Below are 16,569 nucleotides of genomic sequence, written 5' to 3' on the forward strand. Positions count from 1 at the left end.
ACGTGCGTGCGTTATGTGTATGGTGCGTTTCGAATGCGAACAATGTGAATTATGAAAATTTCTGATCTAACAACTCAAATGGCTAGGGTTAAAAATAATAAGACAGAAAAACAAGCGAAGGTCAGCCGTGTGCTGACCTTTTCTTGTGTTGATGGCCCGGGAAACCGCTTAGTGCTGTTTCTTCAGGGCTGTAACTTTGACTGTATTACTTGCCACAACCCCCACACAATCAATCACTGTAACCATTGTGGTGACTGCGTTAGCGGCTGTCCTAGTGGCGCTTTGAGCAGTGTTGAAGGCAAAGTAAAATGGGATCCAGTTGCTTGCACCAATTGCGACCAATGCATCGATATCTGCGATCATAAATCGAGCCCGAAAATTACCACAATGACAGTCTCAGAGGTGCTTGAACTCGTTAGACATAATCAGTTTTTCTTAAGTGGCATTACTGTTTCTGGCGGTGAAGCGACCATGCAGTTGCCGTTTATCATCGAACTGTTTCAAGCGATTAAACGTGATCCGCAGTTAGCGTATCTCACGTGCTTTATTGATAGTAATGGCTCGCTGTCACTTCAAGGGTGGGGCAAGGTATTACCTTATCTTGATGGCGCGATGATAGACCTAAAATCATGGCAATCGGAAACACATCAATGGTTAGTAGGCAGAGGTAATCATAGGGTGTTTGAGACCATCAAATACTTAGCTGATAAAGGGAGGTTACACGAGGTTAGGTTGCTGCATATACCGAACAAAAGCGACCTTGAGGACGAAATTGAACAGGTGGGGCGTTATTTAAAGGTGCTGCCAAGTGATGTTCGAATTCGACTCAATGCGTTTCAACATCACGGCGTGATTGGCGAAGCGCTAGATTGGCCGAAGTGTACAGAGCAACAAATGCAGAGCTTTTACGATAAGCTCTACGCCATAGTTCAAAGACCGATGCAAACCCCTGAGGTTTATACCTAATATCTTTAGATAATCAATTATGAAAAGACTTAGGTTTCTACTAAGAGCATTCAGTTTCCAAAAACAGGTCACACAACCATTTGATCGCCTGATCATTCATGTTCGGCTTGTTCCACACTAAGCTATAAGCCACTTTACCGTAATCAAAGGGAAGTGGCTTGCTCACTAAACCATGCGCTTGTTTTGCATGTTCGGCCCACTGTTTAGAGCAGGTGAATAGGAAAGGGGTGTGATGACACAACACTGCCGCTGCGCCGAAATCCGCTACTGATATTGCCATCTCTCTTGGCTTATGGCATTGAACCAAGTTTTGCTCAAAATAAGGCTGAGACAGTTCGTTATCTAAAATTCCAATGTGCTTGTAATCTAAGTAGCCTTCAATCGTCAGCTCTTGCTGAGCAAGAGGGTGGTGTGCACCCATTAAACAAACCATCTCATCTGGAAGAATCGTCTCCCAAACCAGCTCTTTATTATCGGTCGGCGGTTGAGATATATCATGGGGTAATAAGATCAAGTTGACCTTGCCGCTGAGCAAAGCATCGAAGCCGAGCTGTTGCTTTGAATAGATGTTGAGTTTGGCTTTTGGCGCGAGTTTAGTGGTGATTTTGCTTATCTTAGACGCGAACACCTCGAAGGTACTTTCACGCATCGAAAGTGAAAAGCTGCCCTGATACTCATCAGGAGCAAAACTCTTCTGATGAAGCAATCCATTCATACTAGAAAGAATTGCGTGAACCGTTGGTGCGACTTGAAGCGCAAAGGGAGTCGGGATGAGCTTGGTCCCATCTCGGTAGAACAGTTCGTCATTTAGGATGTCACGTAGCTGAGACAGAGTTTTACTCACACTCGAAGGGCTGACACAAAGCTGCTCAGACGTTTGAGTAACACTGTGGGTGTTCAGCATAATATGCAGCGCAGTGAGGTGCTTAAGGCTCACCCTCGATAAGTGTAAGTAATCCATTTATGACTCACGTATTGAGATTGGCTTGTGATTTTGCATGAACGACAAAACCGAACAAGCCAAATTGTATAAAGGTTATTTACGAGCTAGCTTATGGTGCGCTCGTGAAAAGTGGCCTGCGCAAAATGCGCCTACGATTGATAGCTCACCCGCCAAACACAGTGCAGCACAAACTTCAGCGAGAGCTTGTGATTTACCGTTGCCATGCAGGCCAAGTAAATCTAAACAGGCTTTTTGACTTGGTAAGCCGGTACCACCGCCGACAGTCCCTACCATTAAGTTAGGCAGTGTCACGCTAGCGTATAAACCGCCTTCTTTGTTGAGTTCCATACGTGTCATACCAATCGCTGACTCAGCGACACAGGCCGCGTCTTGGCCGCAAGCGATATAAAGTGCCGCCAGCGCATTCGCATAATGAGCATTGATACCGATAGTACCACTCAAAGCGCCACCGACTGTGGTCATTTGACCAAATTGGACCATCTTCTCTGGCGTCGTATGTAGGTATTTCGCGACAAGCTCTGCAGGAATATTCACTTCTGCCGTTACCTTTTTACCACGAACGCTGCGTAAGGTTTGGGTATTGGCTTTCTTATCGCCTGACAAGTTGCCATCAAGGAACGCATGGTCGGGCTTCACTGGAGTATTTTCTATGATGTACTCAAATACAGCATTGGTAGCAATGGTCACCATGTTCTGACCAGAAGCGTCTCCGGTTAGAAATTCAAACACCAAGTAAACGTGGTTACCTTCGATGTTGATGTTGATGTCGGTAAGTTTGCCGTGCGAAGTTGTCGATTCTGCCAAGATCTTGAACTGGTCATACTGGGTAACTGCCCAAGCCACAAACTGTCCGGCTTCAACTAAGCCTTGGAATGCAAACCCAGGAGTGCGTGTTACCCCTTCATTGAGCAACATTGCACTTGCCCCACCACATGCGGTGATCAGTTTTGAGCCGCGGTTATAAGATGCGACAAGCGCTGCTTCGGTGGTTGCAAGTGGTACGAGGTAATCACCCGTAGCAAACAGGCCATTAACTCTTAGTGGGCCAGATACACCAACAGGGACTTTAACCGTGCCAATAAAGTGCTCAATGTTTTTCTCATAAGCTTGGATCTGGCTTTGTGTATGAGGGTCGAGCAGTTCTTGCTGTGAATCTGCATTATCGAGAGCTGTCCAACGACGTGTGAGATTCTTTTCTGTCAGGTAGGGGCTAGGTGTCAGCTTATTTGCTGGCTTTTCAAAATGAGGCTGAAGCTTTTTTTCTAATTCGTCTGCGGAGATGTCGCCTCCTAAAATAGAAACATAGTCACGGCGATGCAGATTTAGTTTTGGCATAAATAGTATGAAGTAAAGTTTGTGCAGCAAATTGGTTTGCGGTGATTCTACCGAGTAATAAACCAGAAACAAGCGCCTGATATAATGAGTTACAGTTTGTGTGGTTGTTGAAGCAAAAAGCAGCGAAGTTTCACGAAATATAGGCTGTATTTGAGTGAAATTTAGATATGAATGTCGAGAAGGCTACCGATAGCTTCGTTTTGACGATCAACCACACTCGCACCAATGCGGTTATAACTTGCGCTTTGTGTCAGTTTTATTAGGGCATCAGTTGAGGATGAAGTAGGCTCAGGTTCTTTGTCTTTAAACGAAATGGATTGCTCTGGCTCTATTTGATTAAAGCTGAAATCGCTAGTTTGGAAAGCGTCGTCGGATTCTAAGGAGTGTTTAGAGGCTTGATTAAGCTCGATTGCGGCTTCTTCAGCCATGTTGGTTGACTGCTGAATAATGGCGTAACCAGATTGAATACCAGATATCGACATAACAGAACCTTTTATTGACGTATGAAATGAGTCTAGGTGGACGATATTTTGAGCGCAATGGTGAACAGATGAAATTTACGGTGAAAATGTGAACTTAAGCTAAAATAGTGACGTCTGTCTATTAACTGAACAGGTCATTTAGTGCGTTTAACTCTTCATCAGTTAGCACAGAAGGTTGGTCTGTTTCAAGATTACCGTCGATCTCGCCTTGAAGCGCTTTCAATTGCTGTGGACTAAGAAGCTGTATTTGTTGCTTAAATGCTTCAAATTGCTGTGTATTCATATTGTGACCTTAGTTCAAATTTATATGCTCTATAGAGCATAGCCTACTGATACAGGAAATCAAACAAGATTAAGTGAATATTAAATGATGTTTGAAGTTTCCTAAAACTAGGACAACTATAAATTTATGTGGTCGTTTTTTGTCCGAGAAATGTTAGGCAAAGTTATGGCTTGGTCAATCAAAGCCAGAAAATTCCTACAATGTAAAATCTCTTTAACCATTATGGAGTAAGGCTAAGCAAGTAGTTGCTCTATCAAGGTTGGGGTTTGGGTAAAGCAATGTATAAATACGGCTGGTGATCAAAAGGTGAGCGATTGGCGTTATCTTTTTGTTTTTACAGTATTTTGTTTGTTAATCATGAAGCTTCTGTTTCAAACGGTTTATCGATCTTAACCTTGACTGCAAACTTGGTCGCTAAGGTATGCAGTTCTGGAAGCATTCGATAAATCAAATGGAGCTGCTGTAGAACCATTCTGACAGAACTCTCATCTTCTTCTCGCCACTCACTCAGACGTTTATCCAGTTCAGGGTCATAAGCGTTTTTCACTTCACACTGTTCTTGATGAGAATAGAGTTGATCATTTAGAGCGTCTAGATGCTCGTGGATTACTCTGTGCGCATCTAACACCAGTTTGTGTGTCGCCTCATCATCAATACGTGTTCTGTGAGCCCCCAGAGCCGAAATATAGCTGAGTAGAGCGTGGTTGAGTGTTAGGAATCGGAAGCTCTCATCTTCAGAAGTACGGTACTTACCGGGTTCAACCAGCATGCTACTGATAGCGGCAGTTAGGTTTGCATCATTATTATGGGCACTACGACGAGCGATACGATAATTGAGGCTGTCTTTCTTACCGACACGGTATTGACCAATGATCTGAGCGAGATAATTCTTATTGGAATCGAGCGCATCCGCCATCACTTTGTGCAGTCGCTTCGATTGCCAATCCGGTAATACGTAAATGACCGCAAGTACGGCGAGGGCACAACCAATAAAGGTATCCGCTAGTCTTGGTAACACCACCGCGTAGCCTTCTCCTAATTGGTTAAAGCAGAAGAGCACAAGCAGTGTGATAAAACCGGTCGCGAAGCCGTAGTTATTGATTCTGAACGCAAAGAACATCACGCCACTGATCACAATGAACACCAACTGGCTCTCTTGGGAAGGGAAGAAAGTCAGTAGCGGTACGCCAATCAATAGGCCTGCAACCGTGCCTATAACACGGGCAGTTAGCTTTTGGCGGGTAGCGCTATAGTTAGGTTGGCAAACAAACAGTGTTGTTAGCAGGATCCAATAACCACGCTCAATATTAAACCCTTGGATGATTCCGTAGCCGAGTGTCAGCGTGATCGCCATACGAATCGCATGACGAAACAGCATGGAGTCGGTATGCAGGTTGGCTTTGATTTTATGCCACATTGCCGTCAACGTGTGTGGGTTTGTGTCGTCTAATACACCTTCTTCAATCTTCTCTGCATCTGGGTTACTGATATTTGAGAGCTGTTTTTCAACCGTTGCCAGGTTATTGAATAAGTAATCCAATTGGTTTAACAGCGATTTCCACTCGGGCTTGTTCTGTTGGTGTAGATGGTTAAGTGAAGACATAAGCTCATCAAGTGCCAGTACAGATTTATCACCATGTTGGTATTCCGTACCAACCTTTAATGAGCTCGCCACTTCTTTACAGGCTGTGGCTTGGGCTTCGAGTAGGTATTTAAAACGGAACAACACGTCAGAGCGTTCAAAGTGTTTTGCCAGCTCTTGATAGCGATAATGGCTTGAGCTTACGCGTTCATGAATATCTTGTGCGATGAAGTAAGTATTTAGGAATCGGTCACTTGGTCCATCAATGTGCCCGCGTTTAGAGCGATTAAGCAGCGTCGCTTTACACATGTTGAGTGCGTTAACAGTACTCGCGTTGAGCTTGGCTTCAATGATTCGGTGTGGTTGAGGAATTAAATCTGAAACGGGATAAAATAGTTCCGCTTTTGAATCAATGTAATTGCCGATTTGATCAAATACCGTAGCTAGGTTTTGCTGCACGGGCTGCATTGGCCATACTATCTGCCAAATCATCGACATGAAGTAGTACCAAGCGGCGCCAGTTAACAGTAAAAGTGGCTGAAACCAAAGGTTGGTACTCTCGTGGGCACCGAGCATGGTATAGATAGCAACTAAGAGAGAACCAAACGCGATACTCGCGTATTTGGGGCCAATTGCCCCGAGTATGATAAAAGAGAAGGTTGAAACGAAAAGCCCTAACGCGAATAACCAAGGCGTATCGAAGAGAATCTCGATAGAGAAAGCCGCAACGGCGAAACAGATAAAGGTCAGTGTGAGTGCTTTTAAACGCCCAGTAAAGCTGTCATCACTTTCAGCAAGAGCCGCAGCAATAACACCTAAAATCAAAGGAGTGATCAGTGTGTTTTGTTCATAATACCAAGCAGGAACCACCACACCGAGCAGAGTGATGAGAATTAAGACGCTGTAATTTATGGTTTTGTTCGCCCAATAGAGGCGTAATTTGGCTGAGAAGTCCACAGTTGCTCGCTTGACACACTAAAAACCATAATCCTAACAGAAATCAAGCACAAGAATTTGATACTTATCCATAATTGCCCTTAGGTGGTCATGAATGCGTCGATAAGATGTGAGATATTATTAATTCTCATTGCATCATGATATAAATTCAATATTCCTAATTAAGAGCACACTCCAATGCAGCTAAGCGCTAACAAGACTGCACAATTTTTTATTCAAAATGAATATCATCAGGTTGAACTTGATGGCCCACGCTTGCTGTTATCTTCAGTAGGCAGTGAAGAGCGTATTCCGTTTACTATTTGGAGTGGCAAGATCGCGATCAAACGCGGATTGTTTTGGGGATCGCTGCAATTCTTTGCTAATCAACAAGATGGAAAACAGCGCAGTTGGTTGGTACAAGGCCTACCTTGGGATCAATGTCGTCAATTTGCACGTGCGTCAGTTGCCGCTTATCAGAAGTGGCATGACACCCAATGTGAACAATTGGCTGAACACGTTCCTCAATGGGAAGCTGAATTAACTCGTTTAGAGCAATTGCCAGCTTTCCTACCGCATTCTAAGGTCAACACTTGGGTCGATATGGTCAACGCTGGTTTAGAAAGCATGACTATGACTCTGGATGAAGCCGCGCAGCGTATGCCAAACCGTATCGCGAGAATGCAGCCATGGTTATCTGAAACGGAAATCAAGCAAGCTGAAAGAAACCAGCAATGGCTAGAGACCGAGCGAAAAAACTGGGAAGTGTTGTTTGCACAATGTGAATCGTCACCACTAAACTTATCACAGCAGTATGCGGTGTTGATGAATGATGATCACAACCTTATTTTAGCAGGCGCAGGCTCGGGTAAAACCAGTGTTCTGACGGCTCGCGTCGCGTATTTACTGCAAAGCCATCAAGCTCAAGCTGAAGAGTTGTTATTGCTCGCCTTTGGTCGAGAAGCAGCTGAAGAGATGAAGCAGCGCCTCGACAGTAAAATTGGTTTATCAGCAGAGAAGGTACAAGTCAGCACCTTCCACCAGTTGGGTTTAAAGATCCTTAATCAGGTTGAGCCGGAACGCGTGGTTATTTCTCCGTTAGCACTCGATGACAATCAACGCCAAGCATGGTGCATTGATTGGTTGAAAAAGCATTGGATGACGCCGACCAACTTCAAACGCTGGCAGAAGCACTTATCTAAATGGCCAATTGCTTATTTAACCGGTGATGACGAGCTTGGTAGTCATGTTTCAAACCTTAAACTTATTGGTTGGCTTGAAAAGCAGCTTGAACAGTTGAATGCGTCGGGCTTAACCAAAAAAGAAGTACAGCAACAGCTGATTGATCACCGAGACTATACACGTCTTAACAGTGAGCTTTCACTGTGTTGGCCATGTGTGACAGCGTGGCAAAAAGAATTGAAAGAACAGAATCATATCGACTTCTCAACCATGATCAGCCGAGCGACTCAGTATATTGAAAAGGGCAAGTTTATCTCGCCTTGGAAGTTCATCATGATCGATGAGTATCAAGATATCTCGCCAGATCGTCTTGCCTTGGTTGAGGCGCTTTGCAATCAGTCTAAAGCCGAGCACCAAGCCTCTATTTTTGCTGTAGGTGATGACTGGCAGTCAATCTACCAATTTGCAGGCGCCGATGTGGATCTCACGACCGGCTTTAAAGACCGCTTTGAGAGCTCGACGATTCATCACCTAGATACCACTTATCGCTTTAACAATCAGTTAGGTGCAGTTGCCAATCGCTTTGTACAAGAAAACCCAATTCAGATTCCGAAAGAACTGAACAGCTTCAAGCAACAGAAGCAGAAGGCGGTGTACAGTGCGCCAAGCAAAGAAGTTGAGAAGATCCTCGACCAATTGAACCGCCAATCTAAAGGCAAAACCAATAAGTCTGTACTGCTACTTGGACGTAACCATTACCACAAACCAGAGTTGTTGGAAGACTGGAAGAAGATCTTCACCTCCATTGATATCAAGTTCATGACTTGCCACGCGAGTAAGGGTAAAGAAGCGGACTTTGTGATTATTCTTTGTGTTGACGAAGGACAGTTCCCGACCAAGAAGAAACAGCTGCATATTGATGACGCATTGACTGAATCATCAGACGCGTTCCCTTATGCGGAAGAGCGTCGTTTGTTCTATGTAGCAATGACGCGGGCAAAAGAGAAAGTATGGATTACGCACAGCGGTGACGGTTCTGGCTTTGTGCAAGAGCTGCATGGTTCTGATTACCCCGTTGTTCGTAAAAAGTGATGTTACCTGACGTGATTGTCTAATATTAGATCTTCAAGCCCTGCCTTAATATCACAAGGCAGACGCATAAAGCAGAAGGAGTTTGCTATGGAACACGGCTCTATTAACTACATTGAATTTGCTGCGAAAGACATCGCAGCAACTAAGGCGTTTTTCAGCCAAGTGTTTGGTTGGCGCTTCGAAGACTATGGCCCTGAGTATTCTGCTTTTGAAGGTAAAGGCTTAATGGGCGGCTTCTATTTGGCGGATCTGGCATCGAATACGGATAACGGCGCAGCGCTGATGGTTTTCTATAGCCAAGATCTTGAGCAAACTGAACGTGACGTGATGGATGCTGGTGGACAGGTAAACCGTGAGATATTCAGTTTCTCTGGTGGTAGGCGCTTCCATTTTAGAGAGCCAAGTGGCAACGAAATGGCAGTGTGGAGTGACAAGTAGTCCATATCCCTATATTCAGACGAACAAAAAGCCTGCGATTGTGTAGGCTTTTTAGTATGTAACGTATGATTCAGTCAAACTAAGCGTTAAGTACGTTCAGCAAGATACGCTTCGTAATCTGGGATTTCGATGATCACTTCTTCTTCAAGCAGTGAAGAGTTAAATAGGAAGTTAGCGGTAGCGCGGTTGGTTGCCACAGGAATGTTCCAAACACTTGCGATACGAAGCAGTGCTTTTACATCTGGGTCGTGTGGTACAGCATTAAGTGGATCCCAGAAGAAAATCAGCATATCGATCTTGCCTTCAGAGATAAGCGCGCCAAGTTGTTGGTCACCGCCCATAGGACCACTAATCATGCTCTTGATTGCCAAGCCCGTCTCTTTACTCAGTAGAGAACCTGTTGTGCCCGTTGCGTAAAGGAAGTGCTTTTGTAGTTTTTCTTTGTTCTCTTTAACCCATCTTAGTAGCTCAGGTTTGAAGTGGTCATGAGCGACCAAAGCGATATGCTTGTGCGTTGGCATAGTGCGCGTCGTTTTTTGCATGAATGTTCCCTAAATTGTTGTTTCGTTTTTATTGTTTTGAGTTCTTCAGCCAATATAGCACTAAGGATTCACACTGAATACCGGACGAAACTCAGAAGGTGACAATGAGTCGGCGATAATTTGATCTTTGAGTGTTGCTGGTGTCAGCGCTTCGATAATTGGTGCGCTGTGTTGCTCGTAAGATCGGCCGCGTAAGTAACTGGTGGCTTGTTTTACCGACAAGCGACCTTGCTCAACCATTTTATCTGTTGGTGCAAAAAGTACCTTGTTACGAAGTAAACCACGGTAGGTTCCGTGACTTAAGTAACTCGAAATTAACCCAATCTCTTCTGTTTTATCGGCCGCTCGTAGCTCACTGATCGCTGCTTCAATCGCGACGGCACTTCCCACAATATATTTAATACCCGGCTGCTCAATGACTTGCTGTACTAGGTTTCTCTGTAGTTCTTTATCGTTATCTGCCCAATAGCTGATCGCAATTTTGATATCGCTCGACTTGATCGCATCATAAAAGCCAAGTGCAACAGGCTTTGTACCGCCACTTGCTTGAGGGCCAAGTAGCAGGGCGATAGGCGTTTCGCCGGATCCCTTTGGGTGTCTCTTTGACAAAAACTCGCCGACTTGAAACCCCATTTGATACCAGTCGACACCGACGGTGCCTTTCAATACCTTTTGTTGCTCTTCATTGACGGTTAACTCATTGACCGTCGCAAACACAGGCGTTGAGCCAACCCAATCAGTAAGGTTGTCATGGTAAGCATCAGGTGAAACTGTGCCAAGAATAATGGCATCGGCTCCCCATTGTGTGCAAAGTACCAGTTGTGAGGCTTGTTTGGCCACGTTGGGGTAACCGCCAGCTTCCAAAACTCTTAGTTCCACTTGCTGCTTTTCTGCTTCAGAGATCATTCCATAGTTTACCGACAACCAATAAGAGTCTTTGAGGTGCGGATAAATGGCACAAATTTTCTCTTTGTGTGATGTGGCTTCGGCGGGTTTTATTGGGCTCAAAGGCTCGCTAGCACTTGCGACAGTAGTCACTGAGGCCAATAGTGAGAAAAGAATTTTTGAAGCGAAAGATCTAGATAGCATGAATTGCCGTTTTATTGGTTTTAGATAAGAAACACTGCAAAATATAGCGTATTCTGCATGGGTAAAGAAGAACGTTTTAAGGTTTAGAGTTTATGTTGTTAGCTTCAGCGAGTATTGGACGCAAGCTGCTGGCCTCATTCTTAGTGATGGCACTGTTGGTTCTATTGTCTGCATTGATTGGTGTTTCTGGTTTTAGCTTTGTAGCAAAAACCGAAAGAAACGTCGTTGATTCGGCGCTTCCTGCCATGATCGAAGCTCGTCAGGTTTCTGAGTTGAGTAACCGTATTATTTCGTCAGTACAAACGCTTTCTAATGCGAGAAATGAAGCAGAAAGAAAAGAGGCTGGCACAGTACTATTCGATCAACTTGAGTCACTTCTTCAGCATATCAAAGATCTTGGTGTCGATAGTTTCGATTCTCAACTTCTTAATAAACTCGAAAATAATGTTCAAAGCGTTATTAACACACTGGCTGAGTTGGGTGTGTCGGTTGAGCGTAAGCTTTGGTTAAACAAAGAGCTGTCGTCTCGTGTCGAAGAGATGCGCTTACTTGCCGAAGAGCTAGAGCAGCTGACACGAACCCAAGTTTTGAACACGGCCACCATTGCGGTTGCTAACGTCACGCATATTTATGACCTGCTAGAAACCAAAGAGACGGATAAAGCCTACCAAGCCTTAGATGCGCTTGTAGAGGTTGACCTTGATTTGTCTGAGCGCCTACACGAATTGCATTTGCTGGCGTTCAAAATGCTTAACCAAATTGAAGAAACGCAAACCGTTACCAACGTAGAACGTATTCATCAAATCCAATCTGAGTTTGATTCCAATCTAAGAATCATGGCACGCCGCGTTAAAGCGGTCGAAGATCCTACTCGTTCAGCGCAGATGTCTCAGCTTCTTGAAGAGCTCAGAAAACGCCAAGTCGTGTTCGATATTTCGTTAGAACAATATGAGAACACCAAAAAGTCAGAGTTTCTGATGCAAAATACCTTAGAGTTGTTCTCTCAATTGAATACAACAGTTAACCAACTGGTTGATGATTCAAACCGAAGCACCAAAAAAGCGGTTGATGAGCTGACCAGCACGTTGAATCTTGCTCAATGGTCACTGTCTGTGATTTCGGTGATTGGTTTGGTTATCGTCGCATTTATCGTGTGGCGTGTGGTGTATATCTCGGTTGTGAAACGTCTTACTGAATACTCATCGGCTTTGATGTCTATCGCACAAGGTCGCCTGAATATTGATATCTCGGTTAAGGGTAATGATGAGTTGGCTCATATGGGCGAGGCGATCATCACTGCCAGAAATACCGCGCAGGCGCTGCAAGTGGTTGCGGTGGGTGAAGCAAAGGCGAAACGCGAACTTGAAGAGCACAAAGAACACTTAGAAGAGTTGGTCACAGACCGAACCTATCAGCTGCAGAAGACCAATGAGAAGCTGAATGTCGAGGTGGGCAATCACGCGAAAGCTCGCAACGCCGCAGAACAAGCAAGCCGAGCGAAATCCGCTTTTCTTGCGACGATGAGTCATGAAATACGAACACCGATGAACGGTGTGTTAGGTACCGCAAGATTGCTCAAAGATACCGGGCTAGATCCGTTGCAATCAGGCTACGCTGACATCATTAACCGCAGCGGTAAGAACCTACTCGCGATTTTGAATGATGTGTTGGATTATTCCAAGATAGAAGCGGGACATTTAGAAATACGTACAGCTTCGTTTGATCTCCATCAGATGGTTCAAGACACCTACCAATTAATGGAAGGGCGAGCTGCTGAGAAGAAGCTAAATTTTGATTTCCATATCGAAAGTGATGTTCAACGCTATTGGCGTGGCGACGTAACACGAATCAGCCAAATCTTAAATAACTTGGTCGGCAATGCGATTAAGTTTACTGAAAGTGGTTCGGTCGATATCTTCATTAGCTTAGATGTCGAAGATGAAAATCGCGTCATGTTTGAAGTGTCAGATACCGGTGTCGGTATTGATGCAAGTGAACAGGCGTGTTTGTTTGATGCCTTTACTCAAACCGACAGCGGTCGCAACAAAACCGGTGGCACAGGGCTTGGATTGGCGATCAGTAAAAGCATCATGTTGGCAATGAATGGGGATATTGGCGTTCATTCGGAAGAAGGCGAGGGCAGTCAGTTTTGGTTCTCATTGCCACTTGAAGTAGGTGAGAAAATTGAAACGAAAGCAACGGTCATTGAAGCTTGCATCCGAGCGAAGGTCATTCTGATTGAAGACAACCCTGTGAACTGTATTGTTGCCGAAGGCTTTTTGAATAACCTGGGGCACGATGTTGTGATAGCGACAACTGGACAAGAAGCGAGAGCCATATTCAGTGAGCAAGAGTTTGATATTGCGCTGGTGGACATTAACTTACCGGACTGTGATGGCGTCGAGCTAATTCAACAACTCAAAGAAGATGCGCTCCAACATGAGCAAAGTGCCACGCGTAAAGTACCACCTATGATTGCAGTATCAGCTCACGTATTCAATGAGGAAGTCGAGAGTTATTTAGCCTCAGGGTTTGATGGTTTCTTGCCTAAACCGCTAGAAAAGGAAGCACTTTCTCAGCTCATCGTTGCTCAACTCGATGGTAAAAAACTATTGTTGCCACAGCCCGATCCAAATGATGCTGTGTGTAAGCAAAATGGTAACCGTGTTATTAAGGGGAACAGTGATGAATTGTACTCGACACAGATGGTTGAACTTTTGGCTAAGCACACTACTATAACTGACTCTCAAGATGAAGGAGACGCTCCGGTGAAACTGATTGATTCCAAAGTGATAGAGGGTGACCTATCGATTCTTGGTTTAGAGAAAATGAAGCAAATCGTTGTGCTTTTCGAGGAGAGCAGCAACCTTACTTTGAATGAATTAGTCGAGGCGAGTGAAGCCGATAATGGACGAGAAGTGAAGTCTTTGGCGCACAAGCTTAAAGGATCTGCAGGTAGCTTGGGTTTATCAGCACTGTACAGTTTATGTCAGAGCATTGAAGCAAGTGAAGCCCCATTACTGCAGTACAGAGATAACGACCAAGCTTTATCTGAATTGGTTAAAGATTCGTTAGAGGCTCTCATCCCTTATGTTTCTGCTTAATGGTGTAAGTTTGTTTTAAGCAATACCCAATCAGCAAGACCAACAAAAAATCCTCTGTACGAATATCGTCAGAGGATTTTTTATATCGAGCAAGTGAGCCTTCTTTCAGAACGACTAGCCTCTTAAAACTAATCTCTCCCAAGAGCTAGAACTAAAACCAAGGCTTATTACTTATTATCTATTTTCAAAGCGGTTGTAATCCAACAAACCAAACTCAATTGGTTGGTCTTGTTGATACCAACGATGCACTCGGTCACTGAATGGCCAGAACTCGCCAGAACTGCGTCGTACCGCAAACTTGTCTAGCAAGGCCACGTAGTCTTCTTCTGTGTTTAAGCTTTGTAGCGCTTTAACCAGAGTCGGAATCTCATTCTCAGTTAATGACAGGTAAGCCGCAGGGTAGCTACCGACAACGCCTCGTATGAGCGTAAGGTCATCATTGGCATAATCGCGGTTACCTTCTTCATTAAAAAGGCTAGAAATGTTGCTGTGAGCGTTATTGTGAATCATGGTGAACAGCTGCTCTTCGCCGTTTTCGCCTTCAATCATGATCATGACTAATTGAGGTACATGACGTAGGCCTTCTCCCTTAATCAAATTCACTTGATTAAGCAGTGCTTCATTCTTTTTACCAAAACCTGTTTCAACAATATCAAAGCGATTATCGAGGACAGGTGCGAGCTTATCTTTGATCATGTTAAGCAGTTCACGCTTAGGATCGGCCGTTTTGTAAACCACACTGGTTGGTTGTTCAAAAGGTGCAATATTACGCTGCAAGTAGTCGCTCAATTGTGTGCTTTGGTTTTTATACCAACTTGAGTGTTCAATATGTCGCACGTCTTTAGGAAGAAGGGTTAAGAAATTACTCTCACCTTCAAGGCGTAAGAAGTCCATGAACATGCGTGTAATCAGTTGGTGGCCAAAGTTACCGTAGACATCGAAGCCTGCGACGAGAAGATAATGAATGCGTTCTAAAAGAGCATAATCAAGAATCCATGCCGTCTTAGGTTGCGTGCCAACTAACCCTTGCACAACAGATGCGCTATCAAAATGTCTAAAGATGGTGAGGGCTGCATTTGGGTTGACGCCATCGCCATCCCAAATGATGTCAGTGTCCAGGTTTACGCCACTTTCAAACCATTGGTTGGTGAAGTCTGATTTGGCATTTAGGTATCGTGCTTGTTGCTTCGCGTATCTTACCCAATTAGTGACAGGAACCGTATTGCTGTCTAGCTCACTAGGTAGCTTTAAGTTTTTCTTTTGGCTCGCGTAGAAGGCGTTTATTTCTGGTAAGTCGGCTTTCTCGGGGTCAATGAAGAAAATCCAAAAACGATCGTTAATCACGTTTAGAGCAAGTTGACCTCGACACACTGGCCCTTTGATAAAGGCCATGATGGTGTTTTGAGCATTGTCCAACATGAAGTGGAATCGCGAGTTTACTGGCAGCGCTTCAAACGAAGTCATTGGGTTAGCAGAAACATCAATGTTGTAACTAGGAAGTTGTTTTACTGAGTAATTCGCATCGACAAACCAGTTATTCCACTTTTGTAGACGTTCTTTATTAAGTGCGAAAGGCATGTGCGTTTTGTCGACGATGCTGCCTTGCTCTGGAATCAGGCGGTAGTAAACACGGTCTACTTTTGGATCGTCATAAGGGCGACGAGTCGTGATGCGTTTTACCGCTTCACCTGGTGGTGTTGCAGAGCGAACAACAGTGAAGAAACGTGTGGGTTGAGCTAAATCAGAAAAATAGACGTGAGATAAAAACAGGTGCTCATAGATGTAACGAGCTGAAAGTTGGCTCTTATTGTCACTTTTATTTAAAAAGCTTTCGTAGACATTAACGAGCTCTTGTTCCGCATCATTCAGCGGGATATGGTCGTTCATCAACGCGCCATTTTCTAACCAACTCATTAAAGTTGCGTATTCTGTTTTATCTAAATTCGGCATCCCATACGGCATTCCCCAAGTTGGGTAATCTCTCTCATATTGGGCATACTCTTCAATCGTTGGGCACTGTTGGTCTCGGTCGGTTGAAAAGTCGAAACCTTCTAGCTGGGTTTGATCGGGTAGAGGGTGATTCTCTTTCTGGATCAACATACGAGAAACAAGACCTGCATCGAGGTTAGCGGTTGAGTTCTGCATACGCTCATTGAGGACAGGATGAAAATCCGCATCACGCCACTCTTGTGTGGTTATAGCATCTTCAAACAAGCGAGTAGGGGCAGAAGCAGTTAAACGGGTACCTTGATAAACGAGTGCTTTGCTTGCACCTCGGTCTATACCTTCTACTGAAGACATCTTTAACTGGCAGGGCGCATCATAACAAGCGTGACAAACCACGCATCGGTTATCAATGATGGGTTTTACTTCGTTAATGAAGTGCTGTGCTTGAGCCGAAAGAATAGGGGCTTGGCGATCGCGTACTTGTTGCTCACCAAACAACTCGTCGAAGTTTAAACCCGCGTAGACGGCACAACCTGAGAAGACGCTAACAAAAGCTAAAATGAAGAGTTTTTTCAAATTCATACGTATTTATATATTAAGCATTTTCTCTAATTATATCGAAAATGA

Annotated in this window: 13 protein-coding genes; 5 read left to right on the forward strand and 8 right to left on the reverse strand. The window is 44.4% G+C overall.

The features are described 5' to 3' along the window. Nucleotides 1-51 precede the first annotated feature (51 nt). Nucleotides 52-966 carry a YjjW family glycine radical enzyme activase gene (locus ACED45_RS12855; protein WP_285954635.1) on the forward strand — a complete coding sequence of 305 codons (915 nt, stop codon included), beginning with the start codon at nt 52-54 and terminating at the stop codon, nt 964-966. 40 nt (nt 967-1,006) lie between these two features. On the opposite strand, the gene ACED45_RS12860 is transcribed toward ACED45_RS12855, so the two are convergent. The 5 genes from ACED45_RS12860 to yccS form a co-directional block, all read right to left on the reverse strand. After that, nucleotides 1,007-1,927: a LysR family transcriptional regulator gene (locus ACED45_RS12860; protein ID WP_371714189.1), complete on the reverse strand. Its 921-nt coding sequence runs from the start codon at nt 1,925-1,927 to the stop codon at nt 1,007-1,009. A gap of 75 nt (nt 1,928-2,002) precedes the next feature. Continuing rightward, entirely contained in the window at nt 2,003-3,265 is a 1,263-nt protein-coding gene (locus ACED45_RS12865) for a hydroxymethylglutaryl-CoA reductase (RefSeq protein ID WP_146490118.1), read from the reverse strand. 161 nt (nt 3,266-3,426) lie between these two features. Further along, nucleotides 3,427-3,747 (reverse strand): hypothetical protein, encoded by a 321-nt coding sequence (locus ACED45_RS12870; RefSeq protein ID WP_060981525.1) that lies wholly within the window; start codon nt 3,745-3,747, stop codon nt 3,427-3,429. Nucleotides 3,748-3,868: 121 nt separating this feature from the next. Then, complete coding sequence (locus tag ACED45_RS12875) at nt 3,869-4,030, reverse strand: hypothetical protein (protein WP_179946897.1); 162 nt, start codon at nt 4,028-4,030, stop codon at nt 3,869-3,871. A gap of 355 nt (nt 4,031-4,385) precedes the next feature. Beyond that, nucleotides 4,386-6,569, reverse strand: coding sequence for a YccS family putative transporter (gene yccS, locus ACED45_RS12880; RefSeq protein WP_371714190.1), 2,184 nt, complete (start codon nt 6,567-6,569; stop codon nt 4,386-4,388). Between the two features lie 177 nt (nt 6,570-6,746). On the opposite strand from yccS, the gene helD reads away from it, so the two are divergent. Continuing rightward, a complete protein-coding gene (helD, locus tag ACED45_RS12885; protein WP_371714191.1) occupies nt 6,747-8,822 on the forward strand; it encodes a DNA helicase IV in 2,076 nt (691 codons plus the stop codon). Nucleotides 8,823-8,909: 87 nt separating this feature from the next. Beyond that, nucleotides 8,910-9,260 (forward strand): VOC family protein, encoded by a 351-nt coding sequence (locus ACED45_RS12890; RefSeq protein ID WP_102530008.1) that lies wholly within the window; start codon nt 8,910-8,912, stop codon nt 9,258-9,260. 86 nt (nt 9,261-9,346) lie between these two features. Here the strand turns inward: ACED45_RS12890 and ACED45_RS12895 are convergent, their stop codons facing one another. After that, the gene (locus ACED45_RS12895; RefSeq protein WP_017064778.1) at nt 9,347-9,802 is read right to left on the reverse strand and encodes a methylglyoxal synthase; all 456 of its coding nucleotides are present in this window, start codon (nt 9,800-9,802) and stop codon (nt 9,347-9,349) included. Nucleotides 9,803-9,862: 60 nt separating this feature from the next. After that, a complete protein-coding gene (torT, locus tag ACED45_RS12900; protein ID WP_371714192.1) occupies nt 9,863-10,810 on the reverse strand; it encodes a TMAO reductase system periplasmic protein TorT in 948 nt (315 codons plus the stop codon). Here torT and ACED45_RS12905 point away from each other — a divergent pair. Both ACED45_RS12905 and torS read left to right on the forward strand, forming a co-directional pair. Beyond that, nucleotides 10,755-10,919, forward strand: a complete 165-nt coding sequence (locus ACED45_RS12905; protein WP_243655949.1) for a hypothetical protein — start codon at nt 10,755-10,757, stop codon at nt 10,917-10,919. The genes torT and ACED45_RS12905 overlap by 56 nt on opposite strands. A 64-nt stretch (nt 10,920-10,983) precedes the next feature. Continuing rightward, nucleotides 10,984-13,995 (forward strand): TMAO reductase system sensor histidine kinase/response regulator TorS, encoded by a 3,012-nt coding sequence (torS, locus tag ACED45_RS12910; RefSeq protein ID WP_371714193.1) that lies wholly within the window; start codon nt 10,984-10,986, stop codon nt 13,993-13,995. 174 nt (nt 13,996-14,169) lie between these two features. Here torS and ACED45_RS12915 read toward each other — a convergent pair whose 3' ends face one another. Continuing rightward, the gene (locus ACED45_RS12915) at nt 14,170-16,524 is read right to left on the reverse strand and encodes a fatty acid cis/trans isomerase (protein WP_371714194.1); all 2,355 of its coding nucleotides are present in this window, start codon (nt 16,522-16,524) and stop codon (nt 14,170-14,172) included. Nucleotides 16,525-16,569 lie beyond the last annotated feature (45 nt).

The sequence above is a fragment of the Vibrio crassostreae genome (genome assembly GCF_041439375.1).
Lineage (GTDB): Bacteria > Pseudomonadota > Gammaproteobacteria > Enterobacterales > Vibrionaceae > Vibrio > Vibrio crassostreae_D.